Genomic DNA, 18,559 nt, shown 5'->3' with positions numbered 1-18,559 from the left:
ATGGGCTTTATTATATGAAAGGGCGCAAACGCGATGAAAACAATTATAAAAGTAATACTATTTAGCTTAAGTGTATTAGCGAGCAACTTTGCAACAGCAGCGCAAAATGTAGTGCTGGTAACGCTTGATGGAGTACGCTGGCAAGAAGTATTTAACGGGGCTGATAATAGCTTAATTAATAATACTGATTTTGTTAAAAAGCCTGAGCAATTAAAGAGACAATTTTGGGCAAAAACTGCAAATGAGCGCCAGCAATTACTAATGCCTTTTTTAACGCAAGTAGTGGCTAAACAAGGCGTAATTATTGGCGATAGAGCTAACGGCTCTACTATGTCGGTAAGTAACCCGTGGTATTTTTCATACCCTGGTTATAACGAAATACTCACCGGTGAAGTTGACGAAAATATAAATAGTAACAACAAAGTGCTCAACCCAAATAAAACTATTTTAGAGCGTTTAGATAAGTTACCTGAGTTTAAAGATAGCACTGCCTTATTTGGTAGTTGGGATGTATTCCCATACATTGTAAATACTAAGCGCAGTAACGTGTATGTAAATGCAGGTTTTATGTCAATTGAAGAGAATTTATTCACCGATGCGCCGCTGTTAAATGCGCTACAAAATGAAATTCCCAGTCCTTGGTATAACGTACGACTAGATAGTTTTACATATCGCTTTGCTAAAGCGTATATGTTGGCTAAAAAGCCTAAGTTGTTAGTGATAAGTTTAGGCGAAACCGATGACTTTGCGCATGATGGACATTACGATCAATACCTTAAATCGGCAAGGCAAAGTGACGCCTTTATAAAAGACTTATGGGCAACTATTCAAACTACAGCGGGTTATAAAAATAACACCACACTAATTATTACTACTGATCACGGCCGTGGCAATAATGCCAACGATTGGCAACATCACAGCTCTAAACGTGCACTTGCTGAGCTAGAGTTAGGTGAAAATACCTACCCAGAAGGAATTGTTGGCTCTGAACATATTTGGCTTGCAGCCATTGGCCCCGCAATAAAAGGACGTGGCTTAATTAAAACTGAAAATGAGCTTAAACAAGCGCAAATAGCGGCTACCGTTTTAAAGGCTCTTGGGCAGAACCCAAATGAAATAAATTCAAATATGGCGCCTGCTATTAGCGATATTTTAAAATGAAGAACCTATTAAAACCATTAACCCTATCTGCCTTGGTGCTGAGTTTGGTTATTAGCGCGAGTGTTAATGCCGCGCCATCTAAAATCCTATTTGGTTCGTGTGGGCATCAAGATAAAAACATACCCATATTTAATGCAATTAACAAAGAGCAGGGGGATTTGTTTATATTTTTGGGTGACAATATTTACGGCGATACCAACGATATGGATGTACTTGCCGATAAATACCAACTTTTAGGGGCAAAGGCGGGTTTTAAAATCTTGAAAGAGCAAACGCCTATTATTGCTATGTGGGATGACCACGATTATGGCCAAAACGATGCAGGTAAAGAGTATCCGCATAAAGAGCAATCACGCCAAATTATGCTTAATTTTTGGGATGAACCTGTAAACTCAGCGCGTCGCACTCGTCCTGATGGAATTTATACCTCGTACATGTATGGTGAAAATGAGCAAACCATACAAGTAATAATGCCTGATTTACGTTGGAACCGTGATGCGCTAAACCATGTAGGTGAGCTTGAATACTACACTAAGCGTAAGTTAAATAACCAAGGCCCGTATAGTCCTAGTGAAGTGAAGGGCGCATCCATGCTAGGTGAAGCCCAGTGGCAATGGCTTGAACAAGAGCTTAAAAAGCCTGCTGCAATAAAATTGATTGCCTCAAGCTTACAGCTTTTACCCGATTTTACAGGTTGGGAGTCATGGGCAAACTTTCCTGAAGATAGAAACCGTTTATTTGCATTGATTAAAAAGCATAAGGTAAATGGGGTAGTGATCATCAGCGGCGATACGCACTGGGGTGAAATATCAAAGTATCAGCAAAACCTTGATTACCCATTAATTGAGATGACCAGCTCTGGCTTAACTGAAAAGTGGAAAGATGTAAGCCCTAACAAACACCGAGTAGGGAATTTTACTCATAACGTAAATTATGGTGATTTAAGCATAGACTGGCAGCAAATTGACCCCACTATTTCACTTAAATTAAAAGGCATTGATGGCGAAGTAATAATGCAAAGTGATTTTAGTTTATCAAGTATTAGCCCTTATAAATAAACTCACTACTACGCACAGTATATAAAATAGATGCTGTGCGTATAAAATCTGTAAGTTAGTTCTTAACTCTCTGATTTATTAAAGCCAATTACCCGTTTGCGCTACCCCTAATATTGAAAATATCTTACACTGGTTTTATCTCAAGCAAGGTCAGTGTTATATGCTAAATATTATTCAATCAAACCGGATGGAAGCCCTGCAAGCGCAGTTCCACCAGCTGTTAAAAGTAAACCCATTGCAAAGCCCGTTCGACAAAGAAGTAGTGCTAGTGCAATCGCCGGGTATGTCGCAGTGGTTAAAAATAGGTTTGAGCGAAAACTTAGGGGTTGCGGCGCAGGTAGATTTTCCGCTGCCGTCGAGCTTTATTTGGCAGTTGTATCAGCAATTACTGCCAAATGTCCCTAAAGAGTCGGCATTTAATAAGCCCAACCTTGCTTGGAAGCTGTTTGCCATTTTACCCATCTGTATTGATGAGCCGCTATATTTACCGCTAAAAACCTATTTAGAGGGCGATATTGACGGGCAAAAAACCTTTGCGTTATGCGAAAAAATAGCCGATGTGTACGACCAATATTTAATGTACCGACCGCACTGGATAGCCACATGGGATAGCGGCAAAGATGAGCTTGATGACGTAGATGTAACCATTGCCCCATGGCAACCTGACTTATGGCGACGCATTGTAAAACTAAGCCAAGAACTTGGGCAAAGCCAATTTCATCGCGCTAATATGCAAGGGCAGTTACTTGCAGCACTTGAGACTATGGACAATAGCATACTGCCACAACGCATTAGCTTATTTGGTATATCGGCGATTGCCAGCTCCCAGCTAGACGTATTTGAAGCGCTGAGTAAAAAAACAGAGGTTATATTATTCTTTTTTAACCCGAGTGAGCATTACTGGGGCGATATTATAGATGAAAAAACAGCAGCTAAAATAAGCGCTAAATACGCTAAAATGCCGCTGGTGGAAGCGCAACAAAAAAAACACACCAACCCAGATGAAGAATACTACTTTATAGGTAATCCGTTGTTATCGTCGTGGGGTAAATTAGGTCGCGACTATTTTGAGCAACTCGTACAGTTAGATGCCCGTTGGATTGATGGTTTTATTGATGTGTTTGACGACACCTTACTAGGGCAAGTACAAAGCGAGATTTATCAGCTTGCGTTTAAAGGTGAATCGCTGACCGATAACAAAGAGTGGTTTATAAACGACGAAGGTAAATTACCAATCAGCGCAACCGACACCAGCATTACGCTAAGCGATTGCCATACTCCGCTCAGAGAAGTTGAGCGCTTGCACGACTACTTACTTAACTTATTTAATCAAAACCCAGCGCTTACCCCCAAAGACATAATCGTCATGATGCCCGATGTAGGCACTTACAGCCCTTACATTGAAGCCGTATTTGGCGGAGCACAAGGCAGCCGCTTTATTCCTTACGCATTGGCCGATTTAGCCATAGAGCAAGAAAAGCCCGTCCTTAGCTCATTTGCGAGTTTAGCTAACTTACCGTTTTCGCGCTTTGGTGTGTCGGATATTCTCGATTTATTACAAGTTACGCAAATAGCCGAAAAATTTGGGCTTGAAGCGCACGAATACGAGCAAATTCAATACTGGCTTGAACGTGTTGGGGTTAAATGGGGTATAAACGCAGCGCATAAAAGAAGCTTTGATTTACCCGCTATCGATTTAAATACTTGGCAACACGGGCTCAACCGTTTATTGCTTGGCATTGCCATGCGCGACGAACAATGCCCGTTTAACGGTATTTACAGCGCTGATGAAGTAGAAGGCATGGCGCTTGATACACTCAATAAGCTCGTACACTTTATTGATGTACTGCAAAGCTTTAAAGAGCAGCTAACGCCGGATGACACGCTCACTAATAAAGCGCATATTTTAAGCGAGCTATTAAACGCCATATACGAAAGTGAAAGCGACGACAGCTGGGATTTATTAGTACTTCAAAACGTGCTCGAAGAAATACAAAAACACCACGACAACGGCGATTACAGCAAAGCGGTTTCGCAGCGTATTGTTAGTTATTTAGTTAAACAAGGCATTCAAGAAAAAGGCGTAGGGCAGCGATTCTTAGTTGGGCAAGTCAATTTTTGTACGCTTATGCCCATGCGCGCCGTACCATTTAAAGTGGTATGCATGCTGGGTTTAAACGATGCCGACTACCCACGTAACGTACAGCCCATTGGTTTTGACTTAGTGCCTTATTCTAAAAAGCAAAAAGGTGACCGATCACGTAAATTAGATGACCGCTACTTATTTTTAGAAGCGCTACTGAGTGCCCGCGACAACCTATACATGAGTTACATTGGTCGCTCGTGTTTTGATAACCAACCGCGCACGCCATCAACCCTTGTAAGTGAGTTGTTAGAATATATTGGGCGTAGTTTTGTATTAAACGAAAAGAGTGAAAAAACGCTGCCCGCATGTCTAATTAATCAGCAGCATTTACAGCCCTTTAATAGCCATTACTATTTAGCCGATGAGCAAGCTAATACTGTGCTGAGCAACCACAGTTACAATCCAATTTGGCTGCCAAGTGAGTCAATTAAACCAGAGCCAGTTATTGCGCTTGATGTGACTGTGCCAGATCAGCTAGATCTCGATGTGTTTATTAGAAGTGTGTGCAGCGCACAAGAGAGCTTTTATCAACAAACATTAGGTTTACGCCTGCCACAATTTAACGAAGTAGCAAAAGACGAAGAGCCATTTAGCCTAGATGCGCTGCGCCGTTATTTTTACCTTGATGAAATACTTAAAGCCAATATAAACGAGCAACCACTGAGTACCGAGCAAATACTGCAGCGGGGTGAGTTACCTCAAGCCAATGTAGGCAGCCTCATATTTGAGAGTATGGAGCACCGAGTTGATGCGCTTGCAGGGCAAGTTAAAGAGCATATTAAAAGCGGGAAAAGTGAGCCGATAGAAGTTTTGCATACCATTGAAGGCACCAAAATAGAGGGCTGGCTCAATCATGTTTATTTGCAAAAACAAGTGTTTTACCGCAGTGCGAGTATTAAAGCGAAAGATTTAATTAAAGGCTTTATTTATCACCTTGCAGCGCAAAGTATGGATCAACAAGTAGAAACATTGTTACTTGGGCTCGATAAGCAAATTACCTTTGCGCCCATAAACAAAGCCGATGCGGATGCACTATTAGCCGATTGGTTTGAGTTATACAAAGCGCTGCGCGCAGAGCCTGTGCCGTTTTTTCCGGTAAGTGGTTATGAATACGTTAAAAGCGGCGGCGATATAACAAAAGCAATGAGCAAATTTAGCCCGCAATACATAGGGCGAGGCGAGGGCGAAAACCCGTATATTCGCTTAACGGTGCAATCGCTAAATGACTGCCAAGAAGAATTTATAAAATGGAGTGATAAATTGCTCACGCCTTTATTTGAACACGCAAAGGAGAGTGACCATGCAAGCGCTTAATCCTCTTACTATGCCGCTCATTGGTCAAAGTTTAATAGAAGCCAGTGCGGGTACCGGCAAAACCTATACAATTACGGGGCTGTATTTACGTTACTTACTAGGTATGCAAATAGAAGGTGAGTTAAATACGCCGCTCAGTGTTGAGCAAATTTTGGTTGTAACCTTTACCGACGCCGCCACCCAAGAAATTAAAGACCGCGTACGCAGCCGAATCATTGCTGCACGCGACGCACTGCTTGGGCAAGACCCAAATGACGAACTCATTGAAGGCGTAATTGCCAAAATTGATGATAAACACCGCGCGTTTGATTTGCTCGATGCAGCTGCTAAATCAATGGACGAAGCCGCTATTTTTACCATTCATGGCTTTTGTCAGCGGATGCTAAAACAACATGCGTTTGAGTCGGGTGTGGCATTTAATCTCGAATTTATTTTGGATGAGCGCGACATACTGCTCGAAACCATTAAAGATTTTTGGCGCGCGTTTGTATACCCACTTAACAAAGAGCGCACCGATGCTATTTTAGATGTATTTGCCGCACCAGAGGCTTTATTTGCTCAAGTGGCGAGTATTTTAAACAAAGCTAATGCGCACATTACGCCACAAATAAATTTAGATGATGTATGGAAAGCCCGTGACGAATACATAACCCGTGTACCTGCATTTAAAAAAGCGGTGTTAGAGCAAGAGTTTATAGGTGCTATTAAAGGCTCGGGTTTAAGCGGGTCTAAAACGCCAGCACGAAAAGGCAGCCTTAGTGCGCTTGAGGTATTTTGTTTAGGCGGCGATTTGTTTTTTGAATTTGGCACTAGCAAGTATTCGTTTGAAGTATGGAGTACAGAAAACTTAAGCGATGCAGGCAACTATAAAAAGAATCAGCCATTATTTGTGCATCCATTACTGAGTCAGTTTGACGAGCTTGCCGCCCTTAATAACACCATAAACCAAGGGCTTAAAATAGCGGTTGTACAACATGCAGCACGCTGGGTAAAAGCCGCAATAGTTAAGCGCAAGCAAGAGCAAAGCGTTATCACCCCAGATGACTTACTGACCAATTTACACAGTGCGCTTAATAACGAGCAAGGCGAGGTACTGGCGCAAAAAATTGCGCAGTTGTTTCCGGTTGCCATGATTGATGAATTCCAAGATACCGATCCGATTCAGTACGGTATTTTTAGTAAAATTTATGGGCAACAAAATACCACGCTTGCCATGATAGGCGATCCCAAGCAGGCTATTTATGGCTTTAGGGGCGCGGATATTTTTACGTATATTGGCGCAAAAGAAGCTGTACAGACTGATCAGCAATTTACGCTGGGTACTAACTTTCGCTCAAGCACCGATATAGTAAATAGCGTTAATAGTTTATTTGGCAAACACGCTAACAGCTTTATTTATAACGACGCTATACCGTTTAACGCAGTGGCTGCGAAAGGCAAAAAAGCGGCTGATTCTTTTTTAATTGATGGCAAACCCGCTACCGCATTCGAATTTAATGTATTTGTGGATGAAGCCGCCGATGAAAAAAACAAACCAACTAACAAAGGTGTAGGGCAAGCGCATTTAGCCACTCACTTTGCTAATAAAATAGTGACCCTGCTTGAAAAAGCAAAACAGGGGGACGCGTGCATTGGCAGTAACCCTGTAAGCGCTGCCGATATTTGTATATTAGTGCGCGACCGTGTTGAAGCGCAAATAATGAAAAAAGCGCTAGATGATGCCAAAATTTCCAGCGTGTATTTATCACGAGAAAGCGTTTTTAGCCAAGAGCTTAGCCATCACCTACTTAACTTTTTAACAGCGCTGCATGGTCAATATGACGAGTCATTGCTACGCGGTGTTTTAGCTGGTCCATTATTTTGTTTAAGTTATAACGAAATACATGCACTCGCCGATGATGAAAATAAATGGCAAGACTACTTAAACTTTTTTGCACAACTTAGCCACATTTGGAACAAGCAAGGCGCTATGGCAATGCTTGAGCGCTTAATGAGCCACAACCAGCTTAGCGCTAAATGGCAAGGGTTAGGGTATAACGTTGAGCGGTGGCTTACTGACTTTAGGCACTTGGGCGAAATCTTACAGCAAAAACAAATAGAGCTTGAAGGCACGCTGCGTTTACTACGCTGGTTTGCACAAAAGGTAAGCCAACAAGACGGTGAAACAGTACAAGTACGCCTAGAAAGTGACGCCAACTTAGTTAAAATTGTCACTATGCATGCCTCAAAGGGGCTTGAATACCCACTGGTATTTATGCCGTTTGCCAGTGGCTATCGCGAAACTAAAGAAGCGCTTTATCACGATAATGGCAAACTAATTTACGATTTAAGTAAAGACGAAGATGCACTGCAAAAAGCAGAGCAAGAGCGCCTAGCTGAAGATTTACGCCTGCTGTATGTAGCACTTACTCGCGCTGTGCATTTTTGTGCGCTTGGTGTTTATAACATTGGGCAAGGGCAAAGTAGCCGCTTAGCAATGCAAAGTAGTGCACTAGGGCATGTTTTATTTGCAGGGCTTGAGCTTGCCAGTAGCCAAACATGGCGCACGCATTTAAGTGAGTTTTGCGACGCTAATAGTGCGATGAGCTATCAGCAATTTACCTCACAAACATTATTAGAACAGGGAACACTTTGTTTTAATAACAGTGAAAGTGCGCAGCAAACGTTAAGTGTTAATAAAGTAACAGCAAGCATTGAGCGTAACTGGCGAGCAACCAGCTTTAGTGCATTGAGCTTTAAAAAGCACAGCGACCAATTAGCCCCAGGGCGAAGTGATGAAGATCACGAAAAAGACGAGTTTGCAGTGCAAGAGGACGAGCTGCCATCACCTTATAGTTTTCCTAAAGGGCCAAAGCCGGGTAGCTGTTTGCACGAAATATTTGAACAAATAGATTTTACTAGCCCAATAGTTCACCCAACTAATACCGAGCAAAACTTATCTGAGGTAGTTAAGCGCAGCCTTGAAAAGTACCACATAGGTGATCAATGGCGAGAAGTGGCTGAAAAGTGGGTACTCGATGTTCTTGCGTGCCCCCTAGATAAAAGCTCTCTAGAAAACAGCCTTCTTTCATTAGGTGTGCTTACACCAAGCGACTGCCTAGTCGAAATGGAGTTTAATTTACCCCTTGAGAGCTTAAGCGCACCTAAGCTAAACGAAATGCTGGTTAAACATTTTGGCTTTACGCAAAGTAAGCTTGAATTTTCACAAGTAAAAGGCTTGTTAAAAGGCTTTGTCGATTTAATATTTTGCTACCAAGGCAAATATTATATTTTAGATTATAAGTCTAATTATTTAGGCAGTACGCCAGCTGATTACGAAGGCGATATGCTTGAGCAAGCGATGAGCAGTCATCAGTATCATTTACAGTATTTAATCTACACGGTAGCGCTGCATCGTTTATTAAAACAACGTATAGCTGATTACTCGATAGAAACCCATTTAGGCGGCGTGTATTACACGTTTTTACGTGGAATGCCGACAGGGCAAGGCGTGTACTTTAAAAAGCTAACTGAAGAACAAGTGATTATTTTAGATGGCTTATTTAGCCAAGGAGCTATGCTATGAGCGATTTAAATGAGCAACCTGGATTGTTTGACGATATTGACGAGACACTTAATAATGAAGCCGCAGAGCCTCTTACTTTAAAAAATGTAGCACAAGATGCCCCATTAGAGGACATTGTGTTAAATAATACGATTACCGAAGTCCCGTTACTTGAGTATTTATTAGCGCAAAACCGACTGCGTGTAGTTGATGTGAAGCTCGCTGAATTACTGTGTGCTAATGACATTGAGAAAACTCACAATGAACTGTTTTATATTATTTTATTGCTGTGCTTATCGCAGCAAAGCCAGCATAGCTGCCTAACCTTGAGTGAAGTTGATTGGAGTAATCCTTTTAATTTGCGCAAAAGCGACTTTAATAAACTCGATGGCAATGTACCCAGTACGCTAAGCCCGTTTAGTGATGACTTTAACGTACATACAGCGCTCCGTTACTTACAAAACCATGAAAGCGTAGGCGCAAGTAAACCACTGCAACTGTTTAACGAGCGACTTTATTTTGCGCGCCTTGCCGGTTATGAGCAAACACTCGCAGATAGATTATTAAGCATGAGCGAGCGAAAGCTCAATATTAATAATGAAGTATTGGCTGAACTTTTAAATACCTATTTTCCTGCTGATTCAACAATTGAAACTGATTGGCAAAAAGTGGCGTGTGCGATTGCGGCCACCAAAGGCTTTAGTGTGATCACGGGTGGCCCAGGTACAGGTAAAACTACCACAGTGACTAAGTTGCTGGCTATTTTGCAGTCACTTTATGAAACCGCGCCGCTTAGTATTAAGCTGGTGGCACCCACTGGTAAAGCAGCTGCACGTTTAAGTGAATCTATTTTAGGTGCCAAAAATAAGCTCACAACGATCCCTGATGATATAAAAACGCTGATCCCGCAAAGCGCTCAAACTATTCATCGCTTATTGGGTGTAAAACCGTTTACTAATAAATTTAGGCATAACAAAAGTAATCCGCTGCATTTAGATGTACTAATTATTGATGAAGCCAGTATGGTCGATTTATCGCTGATGGCTAAATTAATAGAAGCACTTCCTGCGCACGCGCGATTAATACTCCTAGGTGACAAAGATCAGCTTGCCTCGGTAGATACCGGCAGCGTAATGAGCGATTTATGCCAAGGTTTAACACTTGGGCAAACGCCAAGCTACTCGCAAGCACGTTGTGATGAGCTAAATAGCTTATGTTTTAATAATGAACCTAAGCTCGTAGCGCAAAGCGTGAGTGAATTTAAACTCGCAGATTGCATTGCCTTTTTACAACACAGTTATCGATTTGATGCACAAAGCGGCATTGGTCAACTCGCACTTGCGGTAAACACCAATAACACCGGTATTTTAAATTACGTAGAGCAAGAAAGTAGTGAAGGGCGCTTTAACGATGTAATTTTAGATTACGACTTTGTAGCAAAACCAATTGAAAAGCTCGTTAAAAGTGCAGCAAGTCATTATGCAAAGTACCTTAACTTAATAGCTCAAGGTGCAAGTGTTGCACAGGTACATGCTGCTTTTGCAAGTTATCAGCTTTTAGCTGCGGTACGAGAGGGCGATTACGGCGTTCATAGCTTAAATCAACGAATAGAGCGCGTGTTGCAACAGCAAGGTTTAATTACCGTAAGTCCTAATACTCACCACTACACGGGTATGCCTATTATGGTGAGCCAAAACGATTATCAACTTAAGTTATTTAACGGTGATATTGGTATTTTAATGCCCGATGAAAGTAATCAACTCAAAGCCATATTTATTGATGAGCAAGGTAATCAACGAGCATTTTCGGCAGCACGACTCCCTGCGCACGATAAAGTATATGTAATGACTATTCATAAATCACAAGGTTCAGAGTTTAGCTACACAGCCATGGTACTGCCACCGCTAAAACAAGCGCGCATGGGTATTAACAGGCAATTAGTGTATACGGGAATAACCCGCGCTAAAAATAAGTTTGAGCTGGTGGCTGACAAAAAAGTACTGCAATTAGCAATGAATAAAAGCGTATCGAGAGCGTCTGGATTGTATGAAAGATTAAAGTTTGAGAATTAAAGGTTCTGCTGGGACATAGAAGTTATTTTATTGATGTATTGGCTATTTTAAAACTTTCTGAATCTAGTAATTAAAGCTCTTATTATTTATCGCGTTATAAATAATATCTTCTATAATAAAATTAATTTCATTTCATATCGAATGTATTAGTAGGGATATTAATGTTTTTTTCTAAAAATAAACAAAACGAAATAGCTTCTCTAAAAGCTGAACTTTACCCATTACAACAAGTATGGGAAGGGCTTTACCGAGAGATGTTAGTACTAAACATTCTTTATGATGGCCGAATTTCGCACGCCAATGATAAGTTTTTAGAAAACCTAGGCTACAGTGAAGATGCTCTAACTAATAATTCTTTTGACGATTTTATTACAGATTCGTCTCGTCAATCTTCAGAATTTAAAAGCCTACAGCAAGCTATTAAAAAAGAAGGGCATTGGGGCGGTGCATTGCAAGTTATGCGCAGCGATGGTAAAGCTGAATGGTTACGTTTAATAGTACATCCAGTAAAAGGGGAGCAAGATCAGTTGCTCTATTTTTCTATATTCGGAAGTGTACTTACAAAAACAATTACGGCTTCTCGCGAGCAAAGCGATACTATTAAAGCGATATATCGCTCTATGGCGGTAATTGAATTTGATTTAGAGGGCCATGTCTTAAAAGCAAATGATCAGTTTTTAGCTGCAATGGGTTATCAAGAAAGTGAAATACTAGGTAAACATCACCGTACGTTTTGTGAGGTTTCAGAGTATAGCTCCCAAGAGTATCTGCAATTTTGGGCTAAATTAAGAGAAGGTAAGTTTATTGCTGAGCGTTTTAAGCGTGTAGATAAACATGGCAACATTGTTTGGCTAGAAGCGTCATATAACCCAATCTCAAATGACGCGAATGAGCTTTATAAAGTGATGAAGTTTGCAACTGTTATCACTGATCAAGTAAATCAAGAAATTGCGATATCACAAGCTGCCGAAATTGCTTATAGCACCTCAACCCAAACTGATAAAAAAGCAGAGCAAGGCGCGAGCGTTATACAAGATACAGTCGCAGTAATGACTGAGCTGGCTATTAACATGGAGCAAGCTGCAAATGAAATTTCAGCGCTTGATCAGCAGTCGCAACAAATATCGAGTATTGTACAAAGCATTAGTAGTATTGCTGAGCAAACAAATTTATTAGCATTAAATGCCGCAATTGAAGCGGCAAGAGCTGGCGAGCAGGGGCGAGGCTTTGCTGTGGTTGCAGATGAAGTGCGATTGCTTGCATCGCGTACCTCAAAAGCAACAGAAGAAATTGTAGAAGTTGTACAGCGCAACCAATCACAAACCCAAAATACGGTGGCTGTAATAGAAAAAGGTAAAGAGAAGGCAGAGCAAGGCTTGGCGTTATCTAAAGAATCTGGTGAAGTGATGCAAGAGATCCAACAAGGTGCACAAGAAGTTGTAAATGCGATTGGGCAATTTACCAGTGAACTTAAAGCTAACGGTTAGATTAGCTTCGTCCTTATTCTAAAGCGGGCACTTTCAATGGTATCCGCTTTAATCTTACTACCCTCAATATACCCCTTGAAACCCATCTAATAATTTCAAATATAACAACTATACCTCTATTAACTCATTAATCAGTATGAAATAAGTTTCTTCTCTTCCCTAAATGATAATAAGTTGTTGCATTTTTGTTCGTTGTTCCTAATACTAGAGTCTGTTGATCTTTCAAGGTTAAATTTGCAGCAGTCTGTTTGGTATTTAGGTAAGGCAGAGCCTAAGTAGTGTGGTTGTTCCCCATAAATAGGCGATAACGTAGCATTAATGCCAAACAGACGCTGCCCAAAGGGTACTTCCTAGAGGCTATTTACTCTTTGTTGCTCGGTTTTTACTTATTCTTACATGGATGTAAGCCAGTAGAGTAACGCAGGAGCAGTTACCGAGCCCACTAGGTTACAAATCTCGCGCCGTGATTAAATAGCCTCTAGTTTGAACAAATTTTAATCCGCAAAGAACAACAGACCCTAGTGAACACCTAAGCTGACAAGCTTATGTAAACCAACATGAATACCTTAAATGATAATAAGATATTAAGTACACAACATTAAGGAATTGTATGAACAACACAAAGCGCACACACAAATTAATTAAGCCAAGCCACCTAATTGGTGCGGGGTTAGCTATGTTAATGAGCTTTTCTGCAGCGAGTAAAGACTACAAAATTATATTAATTCATGGCTTACAAACTTCGCAAATAACAAATAAGTCGGGTAGTGATGTAATTAATGATGGTGAAACATATTGGCAATCGTACTGGAATAATCGTGCAGATGAGCGAATTGATTGGCCTGCTTATGAGCGTATTGAAGGTAAAATTGCTACCGATTGGGTGTGGCCAAAGCTAAAGCAAATTTCACGCTCTAATTTATGCAGTGATGGCTGCGTATTTGTAACACATTCAACAGGAGACTTAGTTGCACGCCATATTATTGATAATCAAGAAAACTGGTTAGAAAACGAAGGCTTAGAGCCGCTTAATATTGTTGCTACGTTTGATTTAGCAGGCGCGGGTGGTGGAAGTGAGCTGGCTGACGTAGCTGTTAGTGCTTTAACTGGCGCATCATGGAACTTTGCGGTCGATGCTGCACTCAAATGGTGGCTAGGAAGTGATGTAACCGAAGCTGTTGGTGTATTACACGATTTAAAAGTAAACAATGCACGTAAAATTTCACCATTCCCAGATGCACGTACGCCACGTTTACGCTTTGTTGCCGATGGAAATGCATATTTGGGTTTAACGGGTGGTTTTTTAAAAGGCAATGATGATTCGGTTGTTGCATCGCACTCTTCATGTGGTGCCAGTTCGGCTGGCTCGTTTGGAAGTTGTAGCAGCAGTATTAATACAAATGGCCATTTAAAATCGCAAGGTGATGCAGTAAGTAGCTTTATGCCAAACCATTATCCAATGATGATGAGTGACAGTTATAGCCATAACGAAATACATAACGCGCAGCGAAAAGGTAATGTAACAATAGCCATGAATAACGTAAATGTGGAAGGTGACACTGTAGGTTTTAATACGTTTGATAAAACTACAGGTAGTTGGTTTTGGAAAAAACAATATCGTTATATTAAGGATTCAAATAATTTAAGCGCATCAGCACTTATTTATAATGTGATTCCATAACATACAAGGCGTGTAGTTAAAAACTATACGCCTTATAAAAGATTGAAATATAAAAATGAAAAAATTTTATGCCGTTGCTTTAATTATTAGCACTATTTTATTCTCGCTATGGTTTACAGGTAAAAATGATGCTCATAAAGTTGTTGAGCCAATAACACCTCAGGGTAAACACAGTGCGAGCGTAGCTGATTTATCGCCTGTAAAAGTGATCCCTATAGATGTACCTACAGCAAAAAAAACACAATCAAAAAAACAAATCGCGTTTAATGAAGACTTAACAAAAGCAGCGCAGCAAGTGGTTATGCAATATGAAAGTGCACTTAAATTTCCTCCTTATTCTCAGCCATTGAGTCCATTAGATGAAGATCGATTAAAGCCAAATCAATTCTACCCGGTATCGAGCCCTATTGATGAAAGTGGCGATGCTTTAACGTTAAGTCTTAAGCAATATCGTTTTGTATACCCAGAAGAAATAACAATAAAGATAAGCGCTCAAGGGCTTGGAAAAGTGGTCGTTGAGCTTGCAAATACAGATACAAAAGAAGTGTTAAATACCCATACAGGCAATGCGCGTGACGGTGAAGCAATTATAACATTTGAAGAGGATGAAGATTACCCTCGTAGCTTACAAGTGTTTGTAGAGGGTGATGTTGCGGGTAAAAAAGTTCCCGTAGTTGCGCAAATTCAATATATGCCGCCGAGTGCAACTTTAACAGGTTTTGAAACTGCTTATGCACAAAACGAAAACATGATTTTGCCAGCTAACATAGTGGTAGTAAAAAGTGGTTTGTATCGTGTTAGGGCTAATTTATACAGTGGCGATACACCACTTGCTCATTTAGTATCTAAAGAGCGGTTAACGAAGGGAAGCCAAACTCTTAATTTGAAAGCTCATTGGTCCGTGTTACCACAAGGCATTACAGATATGCGCTTAAGCGACTTTGTTATTGAGAGAATGTCGCCAAGCCCAGGTGAGCGAAACAGCTTTGGGAATAGTGAAATAAGTCATTTTGATATTAACGATTTTTCGTACGATAGCTTGCAGCAATTACCATATCAGGCTAATGCACAAGAAAAGTTAAGTTTGGAATTTTTACAAGGCTTAGCTGAGAGTTAAAAATAGAACGCAATGCTGAATTGGTAAATTTAAGGGGGTTGTACATAAATACAACCCCCTTAAATTTGTTAGCTTAGATTTATAGTAACTACACTTGGCGCTTCTTGTTCATCAAGCTCATTAGCAACAGGCACTTTAGGAATATCTGGTTTATCAAGGGCTATATCGCCACCATCAATTACTTCACCGGTTTGTAAGTTTTTAAAATCAAACAAGTCGGCGTCAGCTAAATGTGAAGGCACTATGTTTTGCATTGCCGTAAAAATGCTTTCAATACGACCTGGGTGCTCCGCATCCCATTTAGCGAGCATTGTTTTTGTATGTTTACGCTGTAAGTTTTCTTGCGAGCCACATAGGTTACACGGAATGATAGGGTAACCTTGTACAAATGCGTATTGGCTTATGTCGCTTTCTTTACAGTATGCAAGTGGGCGAATAACCATATGCTCGCCGTTATCACTCATTAATTTAGCCGGCATACTTTTTAGCTTTCCGCCGTAAAACATATTTAAAAACAATGTTTCAATCATGTCGTCACGGTGATGACCAAGGGCTATTTTAGTAGCGCCTAGTTCTTTTGCTGTGCGGTATAAAATACCACGACGTAAGCGTGAGCAAAGTGAACACGTTGTTTTACCTTCAGGGATAATATCGGTAACAATACTGTAAGTATCTTCTTCTACAATTTTGTATTCAACATTTAATTTATCAAGATACTGGGGTAAAACATGCTCAGGAAAATCAGGTTGTTTTTGATCAAGATTTACAACAACTAGGTCAAACTTTATAGGTGCTACACGTTTTAAATGTTGAAGCATTTCAAGCATTGTGTAGCTATCTTTGCCGCCAGAAAGGCATACCATTATACGGTCACCTTCTTCAATCATATTGAAGTCCATAACGGCTTGACCAGTTTGGCGACGTAAACGCTTTTGCAGCTTATTTAAGTTAAATTGAGCTTTAGCTTGATCTGAGTGTGACAATTACGCCCCCTAGTAAAACAATACAGCAAAGTTATTTGCTAAAAATAAAGGGGCGTATTATACCCAAACCACCTGAATATGCGAGTTTAGGATGTAATTAAAATTGATTTAAACATGCCTTATTAGCACGTAAAAATAACTCGCTTATAACTTGTACATAAGGCTTAAAATTAATCCTTTGCCATAGGGCTCACGTAACCATCGGGTTTGAGTGCCAGTACATCACAGTCTAGGCTATCAATTACATGCTCTGCTGTATTACCTACAAGAGCGGCACTTAAGCCCGTGCGACCTACAGTACCAATAACAACTAATTCGCTATTTAACCGCTTCGCTACATCAGGGATTACATCCTCTGGCAGGCCTTCTTCAATAAAACATTGCTCTGGGTTTAAATTAAACTCTGCAGCAAGTGCATTGGTTGATTCATGATGATGCTTTTTAACTGATTCGTTATAAAGTCCTGGGTTAAACTCAGGAATTTCGATGGCGATATTAATAGGAGTTGCTGGGTAGGCATTAACTAAATTAAGTTTTGCGTTGGCAAGTTCACATAAATATTGTGCGTCTTTAATAACGCGTTTATTAAGTGCTACATGTTCTTCGTTTTCACTAACCGCATTTACAGCAGCTAAAATATTACCGTTTGCTGGCCATGCCATTTCTTTTACAAATAATACCGGGGCTGGGCATTTGCGTACTAAGTGCCAATCGGTCGGGGTAAAAATAACTGATTTAAGTGCACCATGTTGATGTGTGCCTTTAATTACTAAATCGTACTTTTCATCAATTACAGTATCGATTATGGCTTCGTAAGGGCGATTATGCCAAACCACTTGGGTTTCAATATTTATATCTTTGTAAGGGGAAACTAAATCGTTTAGCCATAGCTGGCGATCTTTTAGTACGGCATCGCGCATTGCTTCGCGTTCATCGCCAGATAGCATAGTCGTCATTTCGTAAGAGAAGTCGTAAACCGTCATAAAGGCGGTAATACTTGCGCCAGATTTTTTAGCTAAATCTATTGAACGTGCTAAACCGTGTTGATCATCTTTGGTGGGGTCAATAACCGCAATAATGCGTTTAATAGTGTTCATATGCTACTCCATTTACCTAACGGGTGTACATTTAGTGTAACGTAAATATAAAACAGTTAAAGGGGTAGCATATAAATTGTTGTTCTAAATCAAACTATTTAATTTAGCGAGGCTTAACTATAGCCGCTGTTTTAGCCAAGGCATCATTATCTAAAATTGTAATAAATTTACCCTCTACTTTAATTAAGTCAGCTTTTTGAAAACGACTTAATAAACGGCTAATGGTTTCTACTGTTAGGCCTAAGTAATTGCCTATTTCACCGCGAGTCATCGTAAATCTAAATTCCTTACGCGAAAAACCACGCTCACCAAAACGCTCCGACAAGTTATAAATAAAACTAGCTAAGCGTTCCTCTGCTGATTTTTTATTGAGTAATAACAGCATTTCTTGATCGTATGTAATTTCACTGCTCATTAAGCGCATTATTTGTTGGCGAAGTTTTGGTAATTTTCCTGATAGTTCATCAAGAGTATCGAATGGGATTTCGCACACCATTGACGTTTCAAGTGCTTGCGAAAAACTGGGGTGAGTCATTTTACTTATTGCGTCAAAACCAACTAGGTCGCCCGCTAAATGAAAGCCGGTAATTTGCTCATCACCTCGCTCCGATAACGTGTACGATTTAAATGAACCAGAACGAACCGCATAAATAGCCTGTAAAGGTGCACCTGATTCAAATAGATAGTCGCCTTTATGGAGTGGTTTTTTTCGCTCAATAATTTCGTCAAGCTTGTCCATTTCTTGGCCATTGAGTGAAAATGGCAAACACAATTGACTAATACTGCAGTTATTACAGCTAATAGCACAATTACCTTTAGCGCGACTTTGAGAGAAATCCATAATTTAATCCGTTTAAATTTTTATACACGACTGCAAAATAACCTTATAGGTTAATAAT

General features: G+C 40.4%; 11 protein-coding genes. 8 read left to right on the top strand and 3 right to left on the bottom strand.

Going from position 1 to position 18,559, the window contains the following annotated elements; all coding sequences use genetic code 11:
- The first annotated feature begins 33 nt into the window (after positions 1-33).
- The 8 genes from GQR39_RS08855 (at position 34) to GQR39_RS08820 (ending at position 15,580) form a co-directional block, all read left to right on the top strand.
- A complete protein-coding gene (locus GQR39_RS08855) occupies positions 34-1,161 on the top strand; it encodes an alkaline phosphatase family protein (protein ID WP_165735405.1) in 1,128 nt (375 codons plus the stop codon).
- Complete coding sequence (locus GQR39_RS08850) at positions 1,158-2,219, top strand: alkaline phosphatase D family protein (RefSeq protein WP_165735404.1); 1,062 nt, start codon at positions 1,158-1,160, stop codon at positions 2,217-2,219. The genes GQR39_RS08855 and GQR39_RS08850 overlap by 4 nt, the downstream gene beginning before the upstream one ends.
- A 160-nt stretch (positions 2,220-2,379) precedes the next feature.
- Positions 2,380-5,679, top strand: coding sequence for an exodeoxyribonuclease V subunit gamma (gene recC, locus GQR39_RS08845; RefSeq protein WP_165735403.1), 3,300 nt, complete (start codon positions 2,380-2,382; stop codon positions 5,677-5,679).
- On the top strand, positions 5,666-9,244 hold the full coding sequence (recB, locus tag GQR39_RS08840; RefSeq protein ID WP_165735402.1) for an exodeoxyribonuclease V subunit beta: 3,579 nt from the start codon (positions 5,666-5,668) through the stop codon (positions 9,242-9,244). The genes recC and recB overlap by 14 nt, the downstream gene beginning before the upstream one ends.
- On the top strand, positions 9,241-11,295 hold the full coding sequence (recD, locus tag GQR39_RS08835) for an exodeoxyribonuclease V subunit alpha (RefSeq protein WP_165735401.1): 2,055 nt from the start codon (positions 9,241-9,243) through the stop codon (positions 11,293-11,295). The genes recB and recD overlap by 4 nt, the downstream gene beginning before the upstream one ends.
- Positions 11,296-11,456: 161 nt before the next feature.
- Positions 11,457-12,782, top strand: coding sequence for a PAS domain-containing methyl-accepting chemotaxis protein (locus GQR39_RS08830; RefSeq protein ID WP_165735400.1), 1,326 nt, complete (start codon positions 11,457-11,459; stop codon positions 12,780-12,782).
- A gap of 610 nt (positions 12,783-13,392) precedes the next feature.
- Positions 13,393-14,463, top strand: a complete 1,071-nt coding sequence (locus tag GQR39_RS08825; protein WP_165735399.1) for a hypothetical protein — start codon at positions 13,393-13,395, stop codon at positions 14,461-14,463.
- Between the two features lie 55 nt (positions 14,464-14,518).
- On the top strand, positions 14,519-15,580 hold the full coding sequence (locus tag GQR39_RS08820; protein WP_165735398.1) for a hypothetical protein: 1,062 nt from the start codon (positions 14,519-14,521) through the stop codon (positions 15,578-15,580).
- 68 nt (positions 15,581-15,648) lie between these two features.
- Here GQR39_RS08820 and ttcA read toward each other — a convergent pair whose 3' ends face one another.
- From ttcA to GQR39_RS08805, 3 genes are all read right to left on the bottom strand, one after another.
- Positions 15,649-16,563: a tRNA 2-thiocytidine(32) synthetase TtcA gene (gene ttcA, locus GQR39_RS08815; RefSeq protein ID WP_007585631.1), complete on the bottom strand. Its 915-nt coding sequence runs from the start codon at positions 16,561-16,563 to the stop codon at positions 15,649-15,651.
- Positions 16,564-16,733: 170 nt separating this feature from the next.
- Positions 16,734-17,660, bottom strand: coding sequence for a universal stress protein UspE (uspE, locus tag GQR39_RS08810; protein WP_007585634.1), 927 nt, complete (start codon positions 17,658-17,660; stop codon positions 16,734-16,736).
- A 103-nt stretch (positions 17,661-17,763) separates the two neighbouring features.
- Positions 17,764-18,501, bottom strand: coding sequence for an FNR family transcription factor (locus GQR39_RS08805; RefSeq protein ID WP_007585636.1), 738 nt, complete (start codon positions 18,499-18,501; stop codon positions 17,764-17,766).
- Between the last annotated feature and the right edge of the window lie 58 nt (positions 18,502-18,559).

It is taken from the genome of Pseudoalteromonas sp. C8 (assembly GCF_011378685.1).
In the GTDB taxonomy this organism is placed as follows: domain Bacteria; phylum Pseudomonadota; class Gammaproteobacteria; order Enterobacterales; family Alteromonadaceae; genus Pseudoalteromonas; species Pseudoalteromonas arctica.
This window is presented reverse-complemented; position numbering and strand designations above follow the sequence as displayed.